Annotated in this window: 13 protein-coding genes and 1 pseudogene; 10 read left to right on the forward strand and 4 right to left on the reverse strand. The window is 36.9% G+C overall.

The features are described 5' to 3' along the window. Positions 1-76 precede the first annotated feature (76 nt). The 6 genes and pseudogenes from B5X51_RS15050 to B5X51_RS15075 all read left to right on the forward strand — a co-directional run bounded on the left by B5X51_RS15050 (position 77) and on the right by B5X51_RS15075 (position 8,259). Positions 77-2,485 (forward strand): 3-hydroxyacyl-CoA dehydrogenase/enoyl-CoA hydratase family protein, encoded by a 2,409-nt coding sequence (locus B5X51_RS15050; protein WP_079722020.1) that lies wholly within the window; start codon positions 77-79, stop codon positions 2,483-2,485. Between the two features lie 146 nt (positions 2,486-2,631). After that, positions 2,632-2,880 (forward strand): annotated as a pseudogene (locus tag B5X51_RS15055) (four helix bundle protein); the annotation flags it as partial. A gap of 41 nt (positions 2,881-2,921) precedes the next feature. Further along, on the forward strand, positions 2,922-4,112 hold the full coding sequence (locus B5X51_RS15060) for an acetyl-CoA C-acyltransferase (protein ID WP_079722021.1): 1,191 nt from the start codon (positions 2,922-2,924) through the stop codon (positions 4,110-4,112). Between the two features lie 31 nt (positions 4,113-4,143). Continuing rightward, positions 4,144-4,509, forward strand: a complete 366-nt coding sequence (locus tag B5X51_RS15065; protein WP_079722022.1) for a four helix bundle protein — start codon at positions 4,144-4,146, stop codon at positions 4,507-4,509. A gap of 47 nt (positions 4,510-4,556) precedes the next feature. Beyond that, the gene (locus tag B5X51_RS15070) at positions 4,557-6,371 is read left to right on the forward strand and encodes an acyl-CoA dehydrogenase family protein (protein ID WP_079722023.1); all 1,815 of its coding nucleotides are present in this window, start codon (positions 4,557-4,559) and stop codon (positions 6,369-6,371) included. A 115-nt stretch (positions 6,372-6,486) separates the two neighbouring features. Continuing rightward, positions 6,487-8,259, forward strand: coding sequence for a mechanosensitive ion channel family protein (locus tag B5X51_RS15075; protein WP_079722024.1), 1,773 nt, complete (start codon positions 6,487-6,489; stop codon positions 8,257-8,259). Positions 8,260-8,358: 99 nt separating this feature from the next. Here the strand turns inward: B5X51_RS15075 and B5X51_RS15080 are convergent, their stop codons facing one another. Then, entirely contained in the window at positions 8,359-10,158 is a 1,800-nt protein-coding gene (locus B5X51_RS15080; RefSeq protein ID WP_079722025.1) for a glycoside hydrolase family 15 protein, read from the reverse strand. A 96-nt stretch (positions 10,159-10,254) separates the two neighbouring features. Here B5X51_RS15080 and B5X51_RS15085 point away from each other — a divergent pair, with 96 nt between their 5' ends. From B5X51_RS15085 to B5X51_RS15095, 3 genes are all read left to right on the forward strand, one after another. Further along, complete coding sequence (locus B5X51_RS15085) at positions 10,255-12,468, forward strand: bifunctional alpha,alpha-trehalose-phosphate synthase (UDP-forming)/trehalose-phosphatase (protein ID WP_079722026.1); 2,214 nt, start codon at positions 10,255-10,257, stop codon at positions 12,466-12,468. A gap of 138 nt (positions 12,469-12,606) precedes the next feature. Beyond that, positions 12,607-12,888 (forward strand): YtxH domain-containing protein, encoded by a 282-nt coding sequence (locus B5X51_RS15090; RefSeq protein ID WP_079722027.1) that lies wholly within the window; start codon positions 12,607-12,609, stop codon positions 12,886-12,888. A 140-nt stretch (positions 12,889-13,028) separates the two neighbouring features. Further along, complete coding sequence (locus B5X51_RS15095) at positions 13,029-14,378, forward strand: M28 family metallopeptidase (RefSeq protein ID WP_079722028.1); 1,350 nt, start codon at positions 13,029-13,031, stop codon at positions 14,376-14,378. Positions 14,379-14,535: 157 nt separating this feature from the next. On the opposite strand, the gene B5X51_RS15100 is transcribed toward B5X51_RS15095, so the two are convergent. Both B5X51_RS15100 and B5X51_RS15105 read right to left on the reverse strand, forming a co-directional pair. Further along, positions 14,536-16,662 carry a Tex family protein gene (locus B5X51_RS15100; RefSeq protein ID WP_079722057.1) on the reverse strand — a complete coding sequence of 709 codons (2,127 nt, stop codon included), beginning with the start codon at positions 16,660-16,662 and terminating at the stop codon, positions 14,536-14,538. A 75-nt stretch (positions 16,663-16,737) separates the two neighbouring features. Continuing rightward, positions 16,738-17,703, reverse strand: coding sequence for an App1 family protein (locus tag B5X51_RS15105; protein WP_079722029.1), 966 nt, complete (start codon positions 17,701-17,703; stop codon positions 16,738-16,740). Between the two features lie 67 nt (positions 17,704-17,770). Between B5X51_RS15105 and B5X51_RS15110 the strand changes: the two genes are divergently transcribed. Next, on the forward strand, positions 17,771-18,655 hold the full coding sequence (locus B5X51_RS15110) for a diacylglycerol/lipid kinase family protein (RefSeq protein ID WP_079722030.1): 885 nt from the start codon (positions 17,771-17,773) through the stop codon (positions 18,653-18,655). A gap of 158 nt (positions 18,656-18,813) precedes the next feature. On the opposite strand, the gene B5X51_RS15115 is transcribed toward B5X51_RS15110, so the two are convergent. Continuing rightward, positions 18,814-19,458: a gluconate 2-dehydrogenase subunit 3 family protein gene (locus tag B5X51_RS15115; protein WP_079722031.1), complete on the reverse strand. Its 645-nt coding sequence runs from the start codon at positions 19,456-19,458 to the stop codon at positions 18,814-18,816. Positions 19,459-19,466: the final 8 nt, after the last annotated feature.

Genomic DNA, 19,466 nt, shown 5'->3' on the forward strand with positions numbered 1-19,466 from the left:
CTGAAGTTTACAGACTATAGAATCTGTAAAATTTTATTCAGTTTCGAAAACCTTATAGTAAAACCAGATAACAATTATGAAGAGAAGAATTAACAAAGTAGCAGTTGTAGGCTCCGGAATTATGGGGAGCGGTATTGCCTGCCACTTCGCCAATATTGGAGTAGAAGTTCTCTTGCTGGATATTGTCCCGCGGGAACTCAACGAGAAAGAGAAGAAAAAAGGACTCACTTTAGAAGATAAAGAAGTAAGAGACCGATTGGTAAACGAATCTTTGCAAGCTTCTTTAAAATCTAAACCCTCTCCTATTTATCATAAAGATTTTGCCAATCGTATAGAGACCGGAAATATGGAAGACGATATTTCTAAAGTCTCTGAAGTAGATTGGATTATTGAGGTAGTAGTAGAACGCCTGGATATTAAGCAACAGGTTTTTGAAAAACTGGAAAAACACCGTAAAAAAGGAACACTTATAACTTCCAATACTTCGGGAATTCCTATTCAGCAAATGAATGAAGGTAGAAGTGAAGATTTTCAGCAGCATTTCTGCGGAACGCATTTCTTTAACCCTCCAAGATATTTAAGACTATTTGAAATTATTCCGGGACCGTACACCAAACCGGAAGTTCTGGATTTTCTAAACGAATATGGTGAAAAATACCTGGGTAAAAAATCGGTAGTTGCAAAAGATACTCCGGCGTTTATAGGAAACAGAATAGGTATTTTTAGCATTATGAGCCTCTTCCACATGGTTAAAGATATGGATATGACCATAGAGGAGGTAGACAAACTTACCGGCCCGGTTATTGGCCGTCAAAAATCAGCTACTTTCCGAACGGTAGATGTGGTAGGCTTAGATACTTTGGTGCACGTTGCCAATGGCCTTCATAAAGGCGTTCCCGAAGATGAAGCGAACAATCTTTTTGCACTTCCAGATTTTATCCAGACGATGATGGATAATGAATGGCTGGGTAGCAAAACCAATAATACCGGTTTCTATAAAAAAGTAAAGAAAGAGGATGGCTCTAGTGAAATCAAGTCTTTGGACTTAGATAAAATGGAATATCGCGATAGAAAAAGTGCGAAATTCGATGTGCTGGAACAAACCAAAACTATAGATAAACTGGAAGACCGCTATGAAGTTTTAGTTGGTGATAAAGGAAAAGCTGGTAAATTCTACCGTAAAAACTTTTCAGCTTTGTTCGCTTATGTTTCTAACCGAATTCCAGAAATTTCAAACGATCTTTATAAAATCGATGATGGTGTAAAAGCCGGATTTGGTTGGGAGCACGGCCCATTTCAAATGTGGGATGCTCTTGGTGTTGAGAAAGGTGTTGAAATGATGAAAGCCGAAGGTAAAGAACCGGCGGCCTGGGTAAATGAGATGTTGGAAAGCGGTAAAGATTCTTTCTACACCGTTAAAGATGGAAACACCTATTATTACAATATTCAGAAAAAGGATTATACGAAAATTCCTGGTCAGGACTCATTTATTATTTTAGATAATATTCGTGAATCTAAAGAAGTTTTTAGCAACAGCGGTGTTGTAGTTGAAGATCTTGGCGATGGCATTTTAAATGTAGAATTCCGTAGCAAAATGAACTCCATTGGCGGTGATGTGCTAGACGGGATCAATAAGGCCATAGACATGGCTGAAAAAGATTACCAGGGATTAGTAGTAGCTAATAACGGCAAGAATTTTTCTGTAGGCGCAAACATCGGGATGATCTTTATGATGGCCGTAGAACAGGAATATGAAGAGCTAAATATGGCGATTAAATATTTCCAGGATACCATGATGCGCATGCGCTACTCTTCTATTCCAACGGTAGCTGCACCTCACTCCATGACACTTGGAGGTGGATGCGAGCTTTCACTTCACGCCGATAAAGTTGTGGCAGCAGCCGAAACTTATATTGGCCTGGTGGAATTTGGTGTTGGGGTAATTCCCGGCGGAGGTGGTTCTAAGGAAATGACCGTACGAGCCGCTGATACCTATCAAAAAGATGACGTGGAGCTAAACCGTTTAAGAGAACATTTCTTAACTATTGGAATGGCAAAAGTTTCAACCTCAGCCTACGAAGCCTTCGATTTAAATATTCTTCAAAAAGGAAAAGATATTGTAGTTGTCAATCCAGAACGCCAACTAAGCATTGCTAAACAGCACGCTTTATTAATGGCAGAAAATGGGTACACTAAGCCAATCGCGAGAAGAGATATTAAAGTTCTTGGTAAACAAGCATTAGGAGCTTTCTTAGTAGGTACAGACCAGATGAATGCAGGAAAATATATTAGTGATCACGATAAGAAGATTGCGAACAAACTTGCCTATGTAATGGCCGGTGGTGATCTATCTGAACCACAAATGGTGAGTGAACAATACTTGTTAGATCTGGAAAGAGAAGCTTTCCTTTCCCTAACCGGGGAACGCAAAACCCTGGAAAGACTTCAACATATGTTGAAAAAAGGGAAACCGCTTCGTAACTAAATAGTATAGTGTATAATGTAGATTGTATACTGTAATCTATAGATAATATGAATTATTTCAAGGAGTTAAAAGTTTGGCAGAAAGCTATCAATTTGGTCACTGAGACTTATACAAAGAGTCAGGAGTTTCCATAAGAAGAGCTTTATGGGTTGACATCTCAGATTAGAAGATCTGCGGTTTCAATTCCTTCAAATATAGCAGAAGGTTGCGGCAGAAAAACCGATAAAGATTTTGCAAACTTTTTGGGAATATCCCTTGGATCGGCATTCGAATTAGAAACACAGTTGATAATTGCAAAAAAATTAAATTATATGAATTCAGATGATTTTAAAATTCTAGAAAATGAACTTCATCATATTCAGAATATGATTATCAAATTACAATCAACATTATAACTAGATAATTTCAATATACATTATACAAAATACAATATACAATGAACAAAACAGCATACATAGTAAAAGCATACAGAACAGCCGTGGGAAAAGCTCCCCGGGGTGTGTTCAGGTTTAAGCGTCCAGATGATCTGGCTGCCGAGACCATAGAATATATGATGAAACAATTACCCGATTTTGATAAAACCAGGATCGATGATGTAATTGTAGGAAACGCCATGCCAGAAGCAGAGCAAGGCCTTAATGTTGGGCGTTTAATCTCATTAATGAGTTTAGACACCGATAAGGTTCCCGGAATGACGGTTAACCGTTATTGCGCTTCAGGACTCGAAACTATCGCGATTGCTTCGGCTAAAATTCAAAGCGGAATGGCGGATTGCATTATTGCGGGTGGAGCAGAAAGTATGAGCTATATCCCAATGGGCGGTTACAAACCGGTTCCCAATTATAACGCAGCCAAAGAAGGCCATGAAGATTATTACTGGGGAATGGGGCTTACAGCAGAAGCAGTAGCCGAGAAATATAAAGTTTCCCGTGAAGACCAGGATGAATTTGCTTTTAATTCCCATCAAAAAGCATTGAAAGCTCAGGAAGAAGATCGCTTTCAGGATCAGATCGTACCTATAGATGTTGAAGAAACTTTTGTAGGGAAAGACGGTAAGAAGAAAACCAAAACCTATACAGTTAACAAAGATGAAGGTCCGCGTGCTGATACTTCTAAGGAAGTATTAGGAAAACTAAGACCTGTTTTTGCCGAAGGCGGTAGCGTAACTGCAGGTAACTCATCGCAAATGAGTGATGGCGCTGCCTTTGTAATGGTAATGAGCGAAGAAATGGTAAAGGAATTTAATCTTGAACCCATTGCAAGAATGGTGAGCTATGCACCAGTTGGCGTAGATCCTCGAATTATGGGTATTGGGCCGGTTCACGCCATTCCAAAAGCTTTAAAACAAGCTGGGTTAAAGCAGGATGACATGCAGCTTATAGAACTTAATGAAGCCTTTGCTTCACAATCGCTGGCCGTGATTAGAGAACTTGGCTTGAATCCTGAGACCTTAAACCCAAATGGAGGAGCAATCTCTATGGGCCACCCATTGGGCTGTACAGGAGCAAAACTCTCGGTGCAGATCTTTGATGAAATGCGTAAACGCAATCTAAAAGATAAATACGCCATGGTAACCATGTGTGTAGGAACCGGACAGGGAGCTGCTGGGATCTATGAAGTATTTTAAATGATGAATGTTTAATGTTAAATGAATAAAATTGAAAAGTGAGAATATCATAGTAGACAAAACCTTTAAGTTTTCTCTTGACATCATCTCGCTTTTCAAAAAACTTCAAGAGGAAAGAGAGTTTATAATCTCCAGGCAATTATTAAAATCTGCAACAAGTATTGGCGCTAATGTAGAAGAAGCAACTGCAGCACAATCAAAGCGAGATTTTATAAGTAAAATGTCAATTGCTTCCAAGGAAGCCAGAGAGACGAAATACTGGCTAAGACTTCTAGAAGATTCAGAAATAACAAAAATTGAAGTTTCAAATCATTTAAATGAAATCACACATATAATAAACATCATCACTAAAATTATAATTACAGCTCGAAAAAACATTAATAACACTGAATTATAAAAAGCTAGATCATTTAAAATTTATAATTCAAAATTCAAAATAATAGAATGGAAACAACAGAAAATAAAAATGAACTTCTACGCGGCGGGCAATTCCTTGTTAAGGAAACCAAAGCAGAAGATGTATTTACTCCTGAAGATTTTAATGAGGAGCAAAAAATGATGCGTGATTCGGTTAAGGAATTTGTAGATCGTGAGGTTTGGCCGAAGAAGGAAGAATTTGAAAATAAAAATTACGCGCTTACCGAAGAGGTAATGGGAAAAGCCGGGGAACTTGGTTTTCTTGGAGTAGCAATACCAGAAGAATACGAAGGCCTTGGAATGGGATTTGTCTCAACCATGTTGGTTTGTGATTATATCTCGGGAGCATCTGGTTCTATTGCAACCGCCTTTGGCGCGCATACGGGAATTGGAACATTACCAATCCTGCTTTATGGAAATGAAGAGCAACGCAAAAAATATATCCCGAAGTTAGCTACAGGAGAATGGTTCGGCGCTTATTGCCTTACTGAACCGGGAGCTGGTAGTGATGCCAATTCAGGGAAAACTAAAGCTGAGCTTACCGAAGACGGAAAAAGCTACAAAATAAACGGACAAAAAATGTGGATCTCCAATGCGGGATTTGCAAGTGTTTTTATTGTTTTTGCGCGTATTCAGGATGATAAAAATATTACCGGGTTTATCGTGGAATACGATAAAGAGAATCCGAACGGGATTACTTTTGGTGAAGAAGAGAAGAAGCTGGGAATCCACGCCTCCTCTACTCGCCAGGTATTTTTCAATGACACTGTAGTTTCTGCTGAAAATATGCTTTCGGAAAGAGGAAACGGATTTAAAATCGCAATGAATGCGCTAAACGTTGGCCGAATTAAACTGGCAGCAGCATCTTTAGAAGCGCAACGACGAGTAACCGATGTAGCTGTGAAATATGCTAATGACAGGGTGCAGTTTAAAACCCCAATTGCAAAGTTTGGTGCTATAAAATCTAAACTTGCAGAAATGGCTACTTCAGCTTATGTTGGAGAAGCAGCGTGTTATAGAGCTGCAAAAAATATTGATGATCGAATTAATCTTCGCCTGGAAGGTGGAGAATCTCATGCTGATGCCGAATTAAAAACCTTTGAAGAATATGCAATAGAATGTTCTATTTTAAAAGTTGCTTGTTCTGAAGATATTCAGAACTGTAGCGATGAAGGTATCCAGGTATTGGGAGGAATGGGCTTCTCTGCCGATACTCCAATGGAATCTGCCTGGAGAGATGCCAGAATTGCCAGGATATATGAAGGTACTAATGAGATTAACAGAATGTTGGCTGTTGGAATGCTGATTAAAAAAGCGATGAAAGGCCACGTAGATCTTTTAGGACCGGCACAGGCAGTTGGGGAAGAACTCACCGGTATCCCTTCAATGGACAAACCAGATTTTAATGAATTGTTTGCTGAAGAAAAGGATATGATCAAAAAACTGAAAAAGGTTTTCTTGATGGTAGCCGGTAGCGCAGTTCAAAAATTTGGTCAGGACCTGGAAGAACACCAGCAATTACTTCTTGCTGCTTCAGATATTCTTATTGAAGCTTATATGGCTGAATCTGGAATTCTAAGAGCTGAAAAGAATGTAAAACGTTTTGGTGAAGATGCACAAAAAGAGCAGATCGCTATGGCCAAATTATATCTATATCACGCTGTAGATACCGTAAACCAGAAAGCCAAAGAGGGTATTGCATCTTTTGCTGAAGGAGACGAGCAACGTATGATGTTAATGGGACTTAAGCGTTTCACCAAATACGACAGAATGCCAAATGTGGTAGCCTTAAGAAATACTATTGCTGAAAAACTTACTTCAGAAAATAAGTATTGTTTCTAAAAATTCTGATAAATCTATTTTAAAATGGCCGTCAAATTTAGACGGTCTTTTTTTTATTCCTTAATTTTAAAATTATTCCAATCAATAATTTTAGAATAGACTTCAATAAATAGGTATGAACAACCAAATGAGATTGTTATTTTTAATTTTCAGCATATTCCTGCTGCCCATTTCGGTTTTTGCTTTTCAACAGGATTCGGTAAGCACTGAAAAAACACTTCCTTCAGAAGAAAAAATAGATGAACCAAATAAGTCCAACTATCTTCCAAATAGCTTAAAAGAGTACAATGAAGCCTATTACCAACTTACACGTTTAAATAATCCATTAGGTTTACCACCAAACAAATTTAATTTACAAACTCCACAATCTACATTAGAGCATTTTGTGATTAGTTGTAGAAATAAAAACTTTAAAGAAGCTGCGTATGCTTTAAATCTTAACCTATTCCCCAACAATATTACCGAGAAAGAAGCGATAGATATTGCGCAGAAACTTTATTTTGTAATGGATCAACGGGTGGCGATCAATTGGGATGGATTACCAGACCGCCCAGATGGACAGGTAGATATTAGAACCACTACCAATCAGGCGGTGGCTGGAGAACCTAGAAGAAGTGTTGTTTTTGGAGAAACACAGATAAAAACTCGGGATATAATTTTTAGGTTACAAAGAATAAAATATCAGAATTATGGAGCATTTTGGTTAATCTCCGCAAATACTGTTGAGAATACCGAAGAACTATACCAGGTTTATGGCCCCACCTTTTTAGACCGCCATATGCCTACCTGGTCTCAGGCAAAAATAGGTACTGTCCCCTTGTGGAAGCCAGTGCTAACATTTCTATTACTTATTGTTTCCTATATTCTTGGAAAAGTAGTCATTCTTTTAATAAGAAGAATCGCCCAATCATTTGATAAACCAATAATTGTAGCCTTATCTAAAAGGTTAGGGATTCCGGCTGCTTTAGCCTCAGGAGTTCTGTTTTTCTATATTACGCTTAACCAGTTAATTTCCTATTCCGGTACTTTCTCAAGTACCATCTATGCCATTCTACTGGCTATTGTAATCGCATCAGCTACATGGTTCTTTATGCGAATTTTAGATTTTGCTATGCGCTATGTTGCTGAACATAAAATTGGCGATGTGACTTCAGAAAATAGCCATGAATCCAGGCAACTTTTCACCTATTTATCGGTTGCCAGGAGAATTCTAACCTTTACCGTGGTTATTATTGGCACTTCAATTATCCTGTCCCAATTTAAATCAATGGAAAAACTTGGGGTTTCTATGTTGGCTTCGGCAGGACTGGCTACTATAATTATTGGTATTGCTGCCCAAAGCACTTTGGGGAATATTATTGCCGGAATTCAAATTGCCCTTACCAAACCCGCAAGGATTGGGGATACTGTAATTATTGAAGGCCGCTGGGGTTATGTTGAAGATATAAGATTTACCTATATGATTGTTAGAACCTGGGATCTTAGAAGACTGGTAGTGCCTTTAAAAACAGTGATTTCTGATACCTTCGAAAATCTTTCTATTACGAGCCCGCACTCGCTAAACGAAATTGAACTTTATGTAGATTACCGTGTAGATGTTGAAAAACTTAGAACAAAATTTAAAGAGTTGCTTGAAGAATCTGATGAATGGGACGAAGAACACCCTCCCATAATGCAGGTTACTGAAATGACCGAGAAATCTTTAAAAGTAAGAGCCATTTGTAGCGCCAGTACTGCAGTTATTGCCTGGGATCTTCATTGCAAACTAAGGGAGCAAATGGTAGCCTATATTAAAGAATTGGAAAAGGGAATTTATTTTACGCGTTCCCGAGTAGAATTAAATGAACCTTATTTTAATGCCGAAAAGACTAAAAAGCCAGATAAGTAATTTGCTTTAATTAGCGAATCGCTCTATAACTATCTCAAACTACTCAGCTTTTGATGTAAATTTATTAGGGAGAAACTTAAAATTTTCTCCCTATAATATTTAAAACTCACTAAGCCAGCTTTCTTCGGAACTTGTCCCTATACTAAAATTAGCAGCGGTTTCTATTAAGGCCAGGTGGGAATATGCTTGTGGAAAATTACCCAACAATCTTTTGGTTTCAAAATCTATATCTTCACTAAATAATCCCAAATGGTTACTATAAGAAAGCAATTGATCGAACATTTTTTTAGCTTTCTTCTTCTCCCCTATTTTAAAAAGACTATCTATTAGCCAAAAAGTACAAATAGTAAAAGAAGAAGTTGGTTCGCCAAAATCATCCTTATTCTTATAACGATACATCAGTCCGTCTTTACATAATTCTCTTTCAGTTGCCTGAACGGTGCTCACAAATCTTGGATCTTTAGCCTCTATAAATCCATATTGCTCCATGAGCAAAGTTGAAGCATCCAAATCTTTAGAACCGTAGTATTGTGTATAAGCCTGCACCTCTTCATTCCAGCCGTTTTTATAAATATCATTATAAATTTCGGCACGTAAAGATTTCCAATGCGTATCGTTAATACCCATTCTTAAAACCTCTCCAATCTTTATCGCCCGGTCTATTGCTACCCAACATAAAAGTTTTGAAAATACAAAGTGCCGGTCTTCAGTGCGTAGTTCCCAAATTCCTTTATCGGGTTTTTGCCAGTTTTCTTCTACAATGCTTACTATTCCGCGTACAACGGTCCAAAGTTCTTCTGAATTCTCCAAAGAGGTTTCAAACTGGTTGAATTGCTGATAAATCACCTCCATCAAAATTCCGTAGATATCATTTTGCTTCTGGATATAAGCAGCGTTTCCGGTTCTTACGGGATGAGAATCTTTATAACCAGATAAATGATCTAAAATATGTTCGGTAAGTTCTTTTTCACCATTTATACCATACATGATCTGGATTTTTTCATCCTTATCAGGAATAATATCTATGATAAATTGAAGAAAATCTTTAGCCGATTTTATATGTCCAAGGCCCGCCATCACTTTAATAACCATAGAAGCATCACGAATCCAGCAGAAACGATAATCCCAGTTTCGTTCTTCCCCAATAGTTTCAGGCAAAGAAGTGGTGGCTGCCGCTAATACAGCACCAGACTTTTTATAACTAAGGCATTTTAATACTAAAGCACTTCGCATTATTTCATTTTCATAATGCGTATAACGAGTAGTTTTAGAGCTCCAATTCATCCAATAGGTCTTGGTACGCTGAAATTTTAAATAGGAACGATCTAAAGATTGCGTAATAAGCTTTTCGTGATAACCCAAAAGGCAATATGCGTTTCCGGTTAATTCAATCTCCTTTTGTTCTAAAATATCATTCAGGTCTAAACTGGAGTAAAAGAAAAGGGAATCGTATTTACCTTCTTTGGTAAAACTCTTAATATAATTCCCCTTGTGAGTATTAAATGTTTTTTCTCGGGCAAAGTCTAAACGAGGATCGTACTTTATTCTAAATTTAGGCTTTCCGCTAATTAATCGTATAAATCTAATTATATCTGGCGGCGCATAATAAGAACCATCTTCACGCGGATACCTTGGCATAAAGTCTATAACCTGAAAGGAATTTTCGCCATCAGTAAATTCGGTATTTAAAATATTGGTTTCCCAAAGATATTCCTGGGTAATTTTATATGAATCGTCTACAATAAACTCAAAACTTCCACCAATTTTTTCATCCAACAACTTTGCAAAAACAGCTGATGAAGCAAAATTTGGTAAACAACACCAATCTAATGAGCCCGTTTTTGAGACCAATGCAGCACTCTTACAATTTCCTATAATTCCATAATCTAAATTCTCCATATACTCTTAAAATTCTTTAAAAAGACTTGTAGTGTAAAATGATTTTCGGAAATTTAAGAAAAATCAATTTCGCAACAACAGCATTCACATATAATTATGAGTAAGACGATAATAATTTCGAATAGATTACCATTACAAATTAGTTTAGAAGATAATCAGCTAGAGGTCACTCCAAGTGTTGGAGGTCTTGCAACGGGCTTAAAGTCATTCCATAAAGATGGCGATAGTATTTGGATAGGTTGGAGTGGTCTCACGGAAGAAGAAATTCCTAAAAACCTTTTGGATGATGTGAAAGAAAAAGCTCGTAAAGAAGCTTGTGTTGCTGTAAACCTTAGCGAAGAAGAAATTGAAGGTTTTTATTATGGCTTTAGCAATCGCACTATTTGGCCACTTTTCCATTATTTTATGGAATACACTGAAGCCGATAAAGAGCACTGGGAAACCTATAAAAGCGTAAATAGAAAATATGCCGATGAAGTACTAAAACATTACGAAGATGGTGATCATATTTGGGTACACGATTATCAATTGCTTTTAGTGCCAAATATGATTAGGGAAAAACAACCCGAAGCAACTATTGGGTTTTTCAACCATATCCCTTTTCCTTCCTATGAAGTTTTTAGAACTCTACCCTGGCGTGATGAGGTTTTAAAGGGTGTTTTAGGTGCCGATTTAATAGGTTTTCATACCTATGATTATGAAAGACATTTTCTAAGTTCGGTAAGTCGTATTCTTCGTCACCAGGTAAATTTCAATGAAATTACGCTTCCAGAAAGAATTGTAAAGGTAGATTCTTTCCCCATGGGAATAGATTACAATAAGTTTGAAAGTGCCGCTCATAATCATTTCAAAAACACCGAAGAACAACGCACCGAATTACAAAGAAGACTTGATCATCATTCCAGCGAGACGCCTGAAGCAAAACTTATTTTAAGCATAGATCGTCTAGATTACACTAAAGGGATAGCCAACAGAATTCGTGCTTTTGAATATTTTTTGGATAACCACCCAGAATTTATTGAAAAAGTAAGGTTGGTAATGCTTGCGGTTCCATCAAGATCTAACGTTCCGCAGTATCAACGCTTAAAAAGGGAAATAGATGAATTGGTAGGAAGAATAAACGGTAAGTTCTCTACCGTAAGCTGGACACCTATCTGGTATTTTTACCGCTCTATGCCTTTTGAAAACTTAATAGATCTTTATACCAGCTGTGATATTGCTTTATTAACGCCAATAAGAGACGGAATGAACCTGGTGGCTAAAGAATTTGTGGCCACAAGAATAAATCAAACTGGGGTGCTAATATTAAGTGAAATGGCCGGTGCAGCGCACGAAATGAATGAAGCTTTGATAATCAACCCAAATAATTTTGAGCAAATTTCACAAGCTTTGATCCAGGCTATAGAAATGCCGAAGGAAGAACAACAACAACGTAATAAAACCCTTCAAAAGCGATTAAAACGTTACAGTGTAGAAAAATGGGCTAGCGATTTTATGAGCGCCTTAGCTAATACAAGTCAGGATCGTGAGGCCTTTAAAGCAACCAGGATTTCCTCTAAAGTTTCAGATGAAATTGTGGAGAAATTTAAAAACGCTAAGAATAGAATCCTATTCCTTGATTATGATGGAACTCTGGTTAATTTCACCGATAAACCCGAAAAAGCAAAACCAGACCAGGATTTAATTGATTTGGTTCATAAATTAAATCAGTCTGAAAATACCGATGTTATTCTTATTAGTGGAAGGGACAAAGACACCCTTGGTTCCTGGTGGCAGCAAATACCTGTTGAGCTTATTTCTGAACACGGAGTTTGGATGCGTCAAAAAAATTCTGAATGGGAATTATCTGAAAATGTGAATAACGATTGGATGAGTACGGTAAGACCGGTAATAGAGACATTTGTAGATAGAACTCCCGGTACCTTTATAGAAGATAAAAACTATTCGCTAGCCTGGCATTACAGAAAAGCCGATCCCGAACTTGGAGAAATTAGAGCCAACGAACTTTCTAATGTTTTAAAGGAATTAATCTCTAACCGTGGTCTTAGCGTTCTTGAAGGAAATAAGGTCTTAGAAATAAAAAGTAGCGGCGTAAATAAGGGAAAAGCTTCCAATAAGAAACTTGTAGCGAAAGATTATGATTTTATTTTTGCGATTGGAGATGATTGGACAGACGAGTATATGTTTGAAGAACTGCCAGAAGAGGCATTTACTGTTAAAGTTGGGATGAAAAAAACCAGTGCAAGCTTCTATGTAGAAGACACTTCTAAAGTAAGGGATATCCTGAATAAATTTGCTGAAAATTCTTAAGGACTAAAAGTGTTAAAATCCTTGACATTTGCTAAAAAAGTTTATGCATAACTTAACTCCAAAAATATGGCAGGCTTTCTATTATCATCTAATTTTACATTAAACAATAATACGAACCAAACTTAAAAACTTAGATCGATGAAATCAGGAAAAATGTTATTAGGATTAATATCAGGAGCAGCTGCAGGAGCAGCATTAGGATTATTATTTGCACCTAAAAAAGGAGCAGATACTAGAAAGGCGATTTCAGATTCAAGCAATGAAGCATTAGAAGAAACTAAAGGAAAATTCAATGAATTTTCTGACTCTTTAAGTCATAAAGTAGACGCCTTAAAAAACAAAACAAAAGCTAGTCTTTCAAAAGCTGAAAAAAAAGCTAACGAAGCAAAAGCTGAAATTCATAATATGAAAGCAAGCTAAATTCTAATTTTAATTAGAATACAATATAAGATCCCGGCATAATCGTCGGGATTTTTTTGTTTGGAATCTTATCAAAATCGCAATTATTTGTGATATCACCGAAACTTTGGGTATTTTAGAAGCTTAAACCACATTTTTATATGATTAAAAATATATCTACTCTTGCCCTACTCATTTTTTCAGGATTAATATTTCAACAAACAAATGCACAAACAGATCAGCGTATTTATGAAATTATCGACAAAGTTTCAGCAGATAGTATTGAAGCCGATATTCGTAAACTTGCCGGTTTTGGCACCAGGAATACCTTTAGCGACACAGTATCTGATACTCGGGGAATTGGAGCAGCACGAAGATGGATAAAATCTGAATTCGATTATCTTTCTAAAAACTGCGATAATTGCCTGGATGTTTTTTATCAAAAAGACTTTGTTACTACAGATGATGGTGAGCGCATTCCTCACGACGCCTGGGTGGTGAACGTAGTGGCCATTCAAAAAGGAACCAAATATCCCAACCGATATATAATTATGAGCGGTGATATAGATTCTCGCGCCAGTAATACAATGGATTATAAAACCGATGCGCCGGGTGCCAACGATAATGCCAGCGGAATGGCCGGTGCTATGGAAGTCGCCAGGGTTTTATCACAATACGAATTTGAAAGCAGTGTGGTGTATGTTGGGCTCTCTGGGGAAGAACAGGGTCTTTTTGGTGGAAAAGGACTAGCCAAATATGCTAAAGAAAACAATTGGGAGATCATTGGAATTTTAAATAACGATATGATTGGTAATATTGAAGGAGTAGACGGTGTAATTGATAACCGTACTTTTAGAATATTCTCCGAACCGGTACCTCCAAATGAAACAGATAGGGAAAGAACTATGCGCAGGTTTTACGGCGGTGAAGTAGATGGTATTTCTCGTCAACTTGCCCGCTATGTTCATAAAACCACGAAAACTTACATGCCAGAAATGAACCCTATGATGATTTATCGACTAGATAGGTTTGGACGTGGTGGGCACCATCGTCCTTTTAACGACCTTGGCTTTGCAGGAATTAGGATTATGGAAGCTCACGAAAATTATAACCGACAACACCAGGATATTCGTACTGAAGATGGGATTGAATATGGCGATGTGGTAGAAGGTGTGAATTTTGATTATGCTGAAAAACTTACGGCGGTAAATGCTATAAATATGGCAAGCCTGGCCTGGGCACCTCCTGCTCCAAAAAATGTTGAAATTGGTGGAATTGTAGAACCTTCAGCAAAACTAAGATGGGATGAAGTTGAAGGCGATATTGCCGGTTATAAGATTTACTGGAGAGAAACTACCGAAGCACAATGGCAATATTCCCGTTTTGTTGGTGATGTAAATCAATTTACGCTAGACGGCATTGTTATAGATAACTACTTTTTTGGTGTTGCAGCCGTAGGAAAAGACGAGCATGAAAGTGTGGTGGTTTTTCCTTCGGGAGTTTTTCGTTAGTTTCTAATTTCAAAATATAACTGGAATTTGGTTTAATTCGGAAATAACAAAGAAGGTAAACATTTCCTGAAACCATATAATTAACTGAGACAGCCTTGCAGAACTAGACCTCACAGGTTTTTAAAACCTGTGAGGTCTAGTTTAAAAATACAAAACATCAGTCTATCAAAGAAAGTTGAACACGTTTTTTCTTTTCATCTACAGACAGCACTGTAACTTCCAGTTCCTGGTTTAGTTTTACCACTGCATTTACATCGCTTATAAATTCATTAGCGAGTTTAGAGATATGTATAAGTCCGCTTTCTTTAATTCCTATATCCACAAAACAGCCAAAATTGGTGATGTTGTTCACTATACCCGGTAGTTTCATACCTGGTTTAAGATCGGCTATGCTTTTTACGGAAGGATCAAAATTAAAAGGCTTTTTCTTCGCCCTGGGATCGGCACCCGGCTTTTTCAATTCTTCCAGAATATCTTTTAAACTGGGTAAACCCAAGTCTCCGGAAATATAATCTTCAGGATTAATTTTATCCAGAATTTGTTTGTTACCGATAAGGGCTTCAGGTTTTAGACCATTACTTTTAGCCATTTTTTCAACCACAAAATAACTTTCCGGATGAACCGCAGAATTATCTAAAGGGTTTTCAGCATTTCTTATCCTTAAAAATCCGGCAGATTGCTCAAAGGCCTTTGCTCCAAGTCTTGTCACTTTCAGCAATTCTTTTCGGCTAATAAACTTTTCATTTTCTTTTCTATAATCTAAGATATTTTGTGCCAATCCCGGACCAATTCCAGAAACATAAGAAAGTAATTCTTTACTCGCGGTATTTAGATTAACACCAATCTTATTTACACAGCGCATCACCACCACATCCAGTTTTTCCTTTAATTTTGTCTGGTCTACTTCGTGTTGATACTGCCCTACTCCTATAGATTTAGGATCTATTTTCACCAATTCCGCCAGGGGATCAATTAATCTTCGTCCAATAGAGACAGCTCCACGAACAGTGACATCATAATTAGGAAACTCTTCCCTGGCAATCTTAGAGGCTGAGTATACCGATGCACCAGCTTCATTAACCGTAAAAACCGAAACTTCTTTTGGTAAATACACTTTTTTAATGAATTCCTCTGTTTCCCTGGCAGCAGTACCATTTCCTATGGCTATAGCTTGTATTTTATAAGCATTTACCAAACTTTTAATCTTTGCTGAGGCCGCTTCTGTTTTCTTCTGTGGTGGGTGCGGAAATATGGCTTCGTTATAAAACAGATTTCCCTGCTCGTCTATACAAACCACCTTACAACCAGATTTAAAACCCGGGTCTATAGCCAGAATACGTTTACTCCCTAATGGCGCTTCCATTAACAGTTGCTCCAGGTTGGAAGCAAAAACCGCAATCGCATCTTCATCAGCTTTTTCTTTAGCTTCACCAAGGAATTCGGTGGCAAAAGATTTTTTTAGCAATCTGGTAAAGGCATCTTCAATCGAGACCTTTAGATATTTTATTCCTGAAAAACCTGGATTTTTTATTACTGATTTTTCCAACAGCTGTAATGCTTCATTTTTATCAACTTCCAGCTTCACTTTTATAATCCCGAGTTTTTCGGCACGGTGAATAGCCAGAAATCTATGCGAAGGAATTCTATTTAGGGATTCCTCCCATTTTTCAAATTGCGTGAATTTTGAAGCTTCAGGATGTTCTTCTTCAGTTTTTACCCACTTTGTAATTAATTGTGCTTTTCGAGCATATAATCTTCTTAGCGAAATTCTAACATAAGTGTTCTCATTGATCCATTCAGCAATAATATGGCCTGCGCCGGCAAAAGCTTCCTCCCTGGTTTTTACTTTTGTAGAAAGAAATTGTTTCGCAGATTGTTCGATATTTTGAGCGTTTTGCGCCATTAAAATTTTAGCAAGTGGCTCTAAACCGACTTCTCTGGCGGTATCTGCTTTTGTTTTTCGTTTCTTTTTATAGGGTAAATAAAGATCCTCAATTTCGGTTAAAGTTGTGGCTTTTTTAATTTTTTCAGCTAAGGCATCGGTTAAAACATTTTGCTCTTTGATCGATTTAAGAACTGCAGCCTTTCGCTTTTCCAATTCTTTAAACGTTGTGAGCAGTTGCGAAATCTTTTCTATAGCAACTTCATCTAAATTTCCTGTGGCTTCTTTTCGGTATCGGGAAATAAAAGGGATTGTAGCATCTGCCTCTAACAGTGCGATAGTATTTTGTATGCTTTTGGCAGGTAATTGCGCCCGGGATTGTATATAGTCCTGTACTTTCAAATAATAGGATTTCAGGTTAAGTAATTCTTCGATTAAAATTTCAGCGAATTTCAGCAAATATAGGATTCAGAATTCTTAAATAATCCCTTCTTCACGTGAATGTTCTATGGCCTTATGACTATGTTTAAAGTAACAAACGCTAACGCCCAGGCTTTCAATATTTTTAAGGATTTTAGTTATTTCCGACTTTTTCTTTTTACCTGTTTGCCTAATATAAACCGCTTTTAAACTCTTTGGAAAAATCTTGCAGATACGCTCGTAAATATAAGCGTCTTTTTGGGAATCGTCTCCCAGGAGAACATAAGGAATATTTGGATAGAAAGATATGATATCTTTTATTTTTTCAAATTTATGATCGTGGCTTCCTCGCCCGGTAGAGAGAAAATCTGAAATACCCGTCTTAATTTTTTTTAGCTTAATTACTGCCTTTGGTAATTCGTGCATTTTAGCAAATTCATTTATAAACTCATATAAATTCCATTCGCTACTGGAAACATAGAAAAATGAATTTGAAGCACATTCTGAATCCTGCCCCGAACGGCTTAATTCTTTATAATGCTCTACTACATCATCAAAAATTTTACGCTTATAGATATTCTTGGAAAGCATTACATACAACTTTTTAAAAAAGCTATTACTATGGGAAATAAGAAATGTATCATCAATATCTGATATTATTCCGTATTTAGATGGATGTGGTTTTAATACTTCTCCTTTCTCAACTATTCCAAAATCTTTTAAATTACATATTACTTCATATTGGTGCCAGCCACTTTCTAATTCTTCGTTAAAGGGAATTGAAAACCGGAAATAACCATCGTCAAGGGTTTTGGTAGTAACTTTGGTATTTTGAAACTTAAGCGTGATCTCCACATTTTTTAAAGGACTAATGCGAAACATATGGATTATAGCAAATGCATGTTTAATTCCTTTTCTATCCAGTCTATATTTGTCTGGGGCCCAGGATTCAAACAAATGTCCATATACGTTAAGTTCCTGGTCATTTACATAACCTCGATAAAGTTTTAGATCTAATTTCAAAATTTTAGATTTTTATTGAATTTTTCTTATCCCAAAATAATTAAATTTAAGAACATTTTGAAGCTATATGGAAGAAATACAGAAGGTTTTACTTATTGTAAACCCCATTTCGGGCGCAATTAATAAAGAAAATATCATTCAAAATATTGAAGTAGAGGTAAGAAAAATTAATGCTGAATTACAAACTTACCGCACTACCGGCGAGAATGACCAAAAAAAGATTAAAAATTTGGTTGCTGGTCAGGCTTTTGATCGCATTCTAATTGCTGGCGGCGATGGCACAATTAAACAGGTGGCAGAGGCATTAATATATAATAAAACGCCAATTGCAATAATCCCGGCTGGTTCGGCTAACGGGCTTGCTATTAATTTAGGTATTCCAAACAATCTAAAAGAACAACTAAAAATTGCATTTGGAAATTCTATAACCCAAATGGATATGTTAGAGATTAATAGCGAGCTTTGTTTGCACATTGGTGACCTGGGGCTAAATGCCGAATTAATTAAAAACTATCAGCAATCCAGGATTAGAGGGAAAATGGGATATCTTCTTCAGTCCATCCCTACCCTATGGTATAGTAAATATCCTTTTGAATTTGAAGTTCAAATAGAAAGTAGAAGTTTTACAAAACAAGGAATCCTTCTGGCTTTTGCCAACGCTAAAAAATATGGAACCGGCGCTAATGTAAACCCAAAGGGAAAAGTTGATGATGGCGTTTTTGAAGTTCTTTTATTTAAAAATTTTGATACTCTGGAGATTCTTAAAACCCTACGTAATGAAACCGATGTGAACTCTGAATTCGTTGAAATAATTCCTGTAAAAGAAGCTAGAGTTTACTGTAAAAAGCCGGTTTCTTTTCAGATTGATGGTGAATATATTGGAGAAAAGGAAGAGATTTATGTAAAAATATCCTCTGAAAAACTACCAATTATGACGCAGAAGAAGTATTAAACTACAAGCTTAAGAACAAGAATAGAAATAATCTTAATTCATAAGACGTAAATGGCAATTAAATCTCAACAATATAGAATAAAAAGCCCTCACAGATGGTTTCTGTAAGGGCTTTATCATATAGAAAAAATGTAAGTTTTAAATCAAAGATTGGTTAATTACAGCGACATTGCTTTCCCGCCCCCTAATTCATCGACTGATCCGCAGGGAATATATTCACCGGGTACCGGATCATACCACATTACATTTTCACCAATCTCTTCACTGGTTTTGTATGCCCAAATTGCCATATTACGCACTTCCTGTAAATAAGCCAGCGAACCGGCATCTGCATCTAAAGTAACTTTTAGATCTCTATCTTGCGGATCTTGAGTTTCGGTATTGCGCTTTGCAATTTCGTCTCTTTCTGCCTGTGTGGCTTTTAAATATTTTGCAACAATTTGCTCATATTCTTCTGTGCTACCTTTTCCTTCTTCTTTATCAAATTCATTGTTAAAAGCCCTGGAAAAAGCATCGGCAGAGTTTTTGAAATTCTCCTGTCTTTCCTTAGAAGCTACTTGCTGCATATAAGAATCTATAAATTCAGCAATATTTAGATCTTCTGCTCCCGGAGTATCAGTTTTAGGTATAATTACCTCTAAAATTTGTTTTAAGGCAAAACCATTAGATACGCTTAAAAAAGTAGGTTCCCAATTATAACCGGGATCATTTTTACAACTTTGTAAAAGGTTTAAAGTAGTTGGACCAACAATTATAGCCCCCGCTCCAAGCCCTATGTTTCTTAATGCCTGTCTTCTGTTCATAATCCTAA

Source organism: Salegentibacter holothuriorum (genome assembly GCF_900168045.1).
Taxonomy (GTDB): domain Bacteria; phylum Bacteroidota; class Bacteroidia; order Flavobacteriales; family Flavobacteriaceae; genus Salegentibacter; species Salegentibacter holothuriorum.

Coding starts and splice junctions, on each gene's coding strand:
- B5X51_RS15085 (WP_079722026.1), top strand. CDS start 10,255: ATGAGTAAGACGATAATAATTTCGAATAGATTACCATTACAAATTAGT.
- B5X51_RS15070 (WP_079722023.1), top strand. CDS start 4,557: ATGGAAACAACAGAAAATAAAAATGAACTTCTACGCGGCGGGCAATTC.
- B5X51_RS15050 (WP_079722020.1), top strand. CDS start 77: ATGAAGAGAAGAATTAACAAAGTAGCAGTTGTAGGCTCCGGAATTATG.
- B5X51_RS15080 (WP_079722025.1), bottom strand. CDS start 10,158: ATGGAGAATTTAGATTATGGAATTATAGGAAATTGTAAGAGTGCTGCA.
- B5X51_RS15075 (WP_079722024.1), top strand. CDS start 6,487: ATGAACAACCAAATGAGATTGTTATTTTTAATTTTCAGCATATTCCTG.
- B5X51_RS15110 (WP_079722030.1), top strand. CDS start 17,771: ATGGAAGAAATACAGAAGGTTTTACTTATTGTAAACCCCATTTCGGGC.
- B5X51_RS15090 (WP_079722027.1), top strand. CDS start 12,607: ATGAAATCAGGAAAAATGTTATTAGGATTAATATCAGGAGCAGCTGCA.
- B5X51_RS15115 (WP_079722031.1), bottom strand. CDS start 19,458: ATGAACAGAAGACAGGCATTAAGAAACATAGGGCTTGGAGCGGGGGCT.
- B5X51_RS15060 (WP_079722021.1), top strand. CDS start 2,922: ATGAACAAAACAGCATACATAGTAAAAGCATACAGAACAGCCGTGGGA.
- B5X51_RS15095 (WP_079722028.1), top strand. CDS start 13,029: ATGATTAAAAATATATCTACTCTTGCCCTACTCATTTTTTCAGGATTA.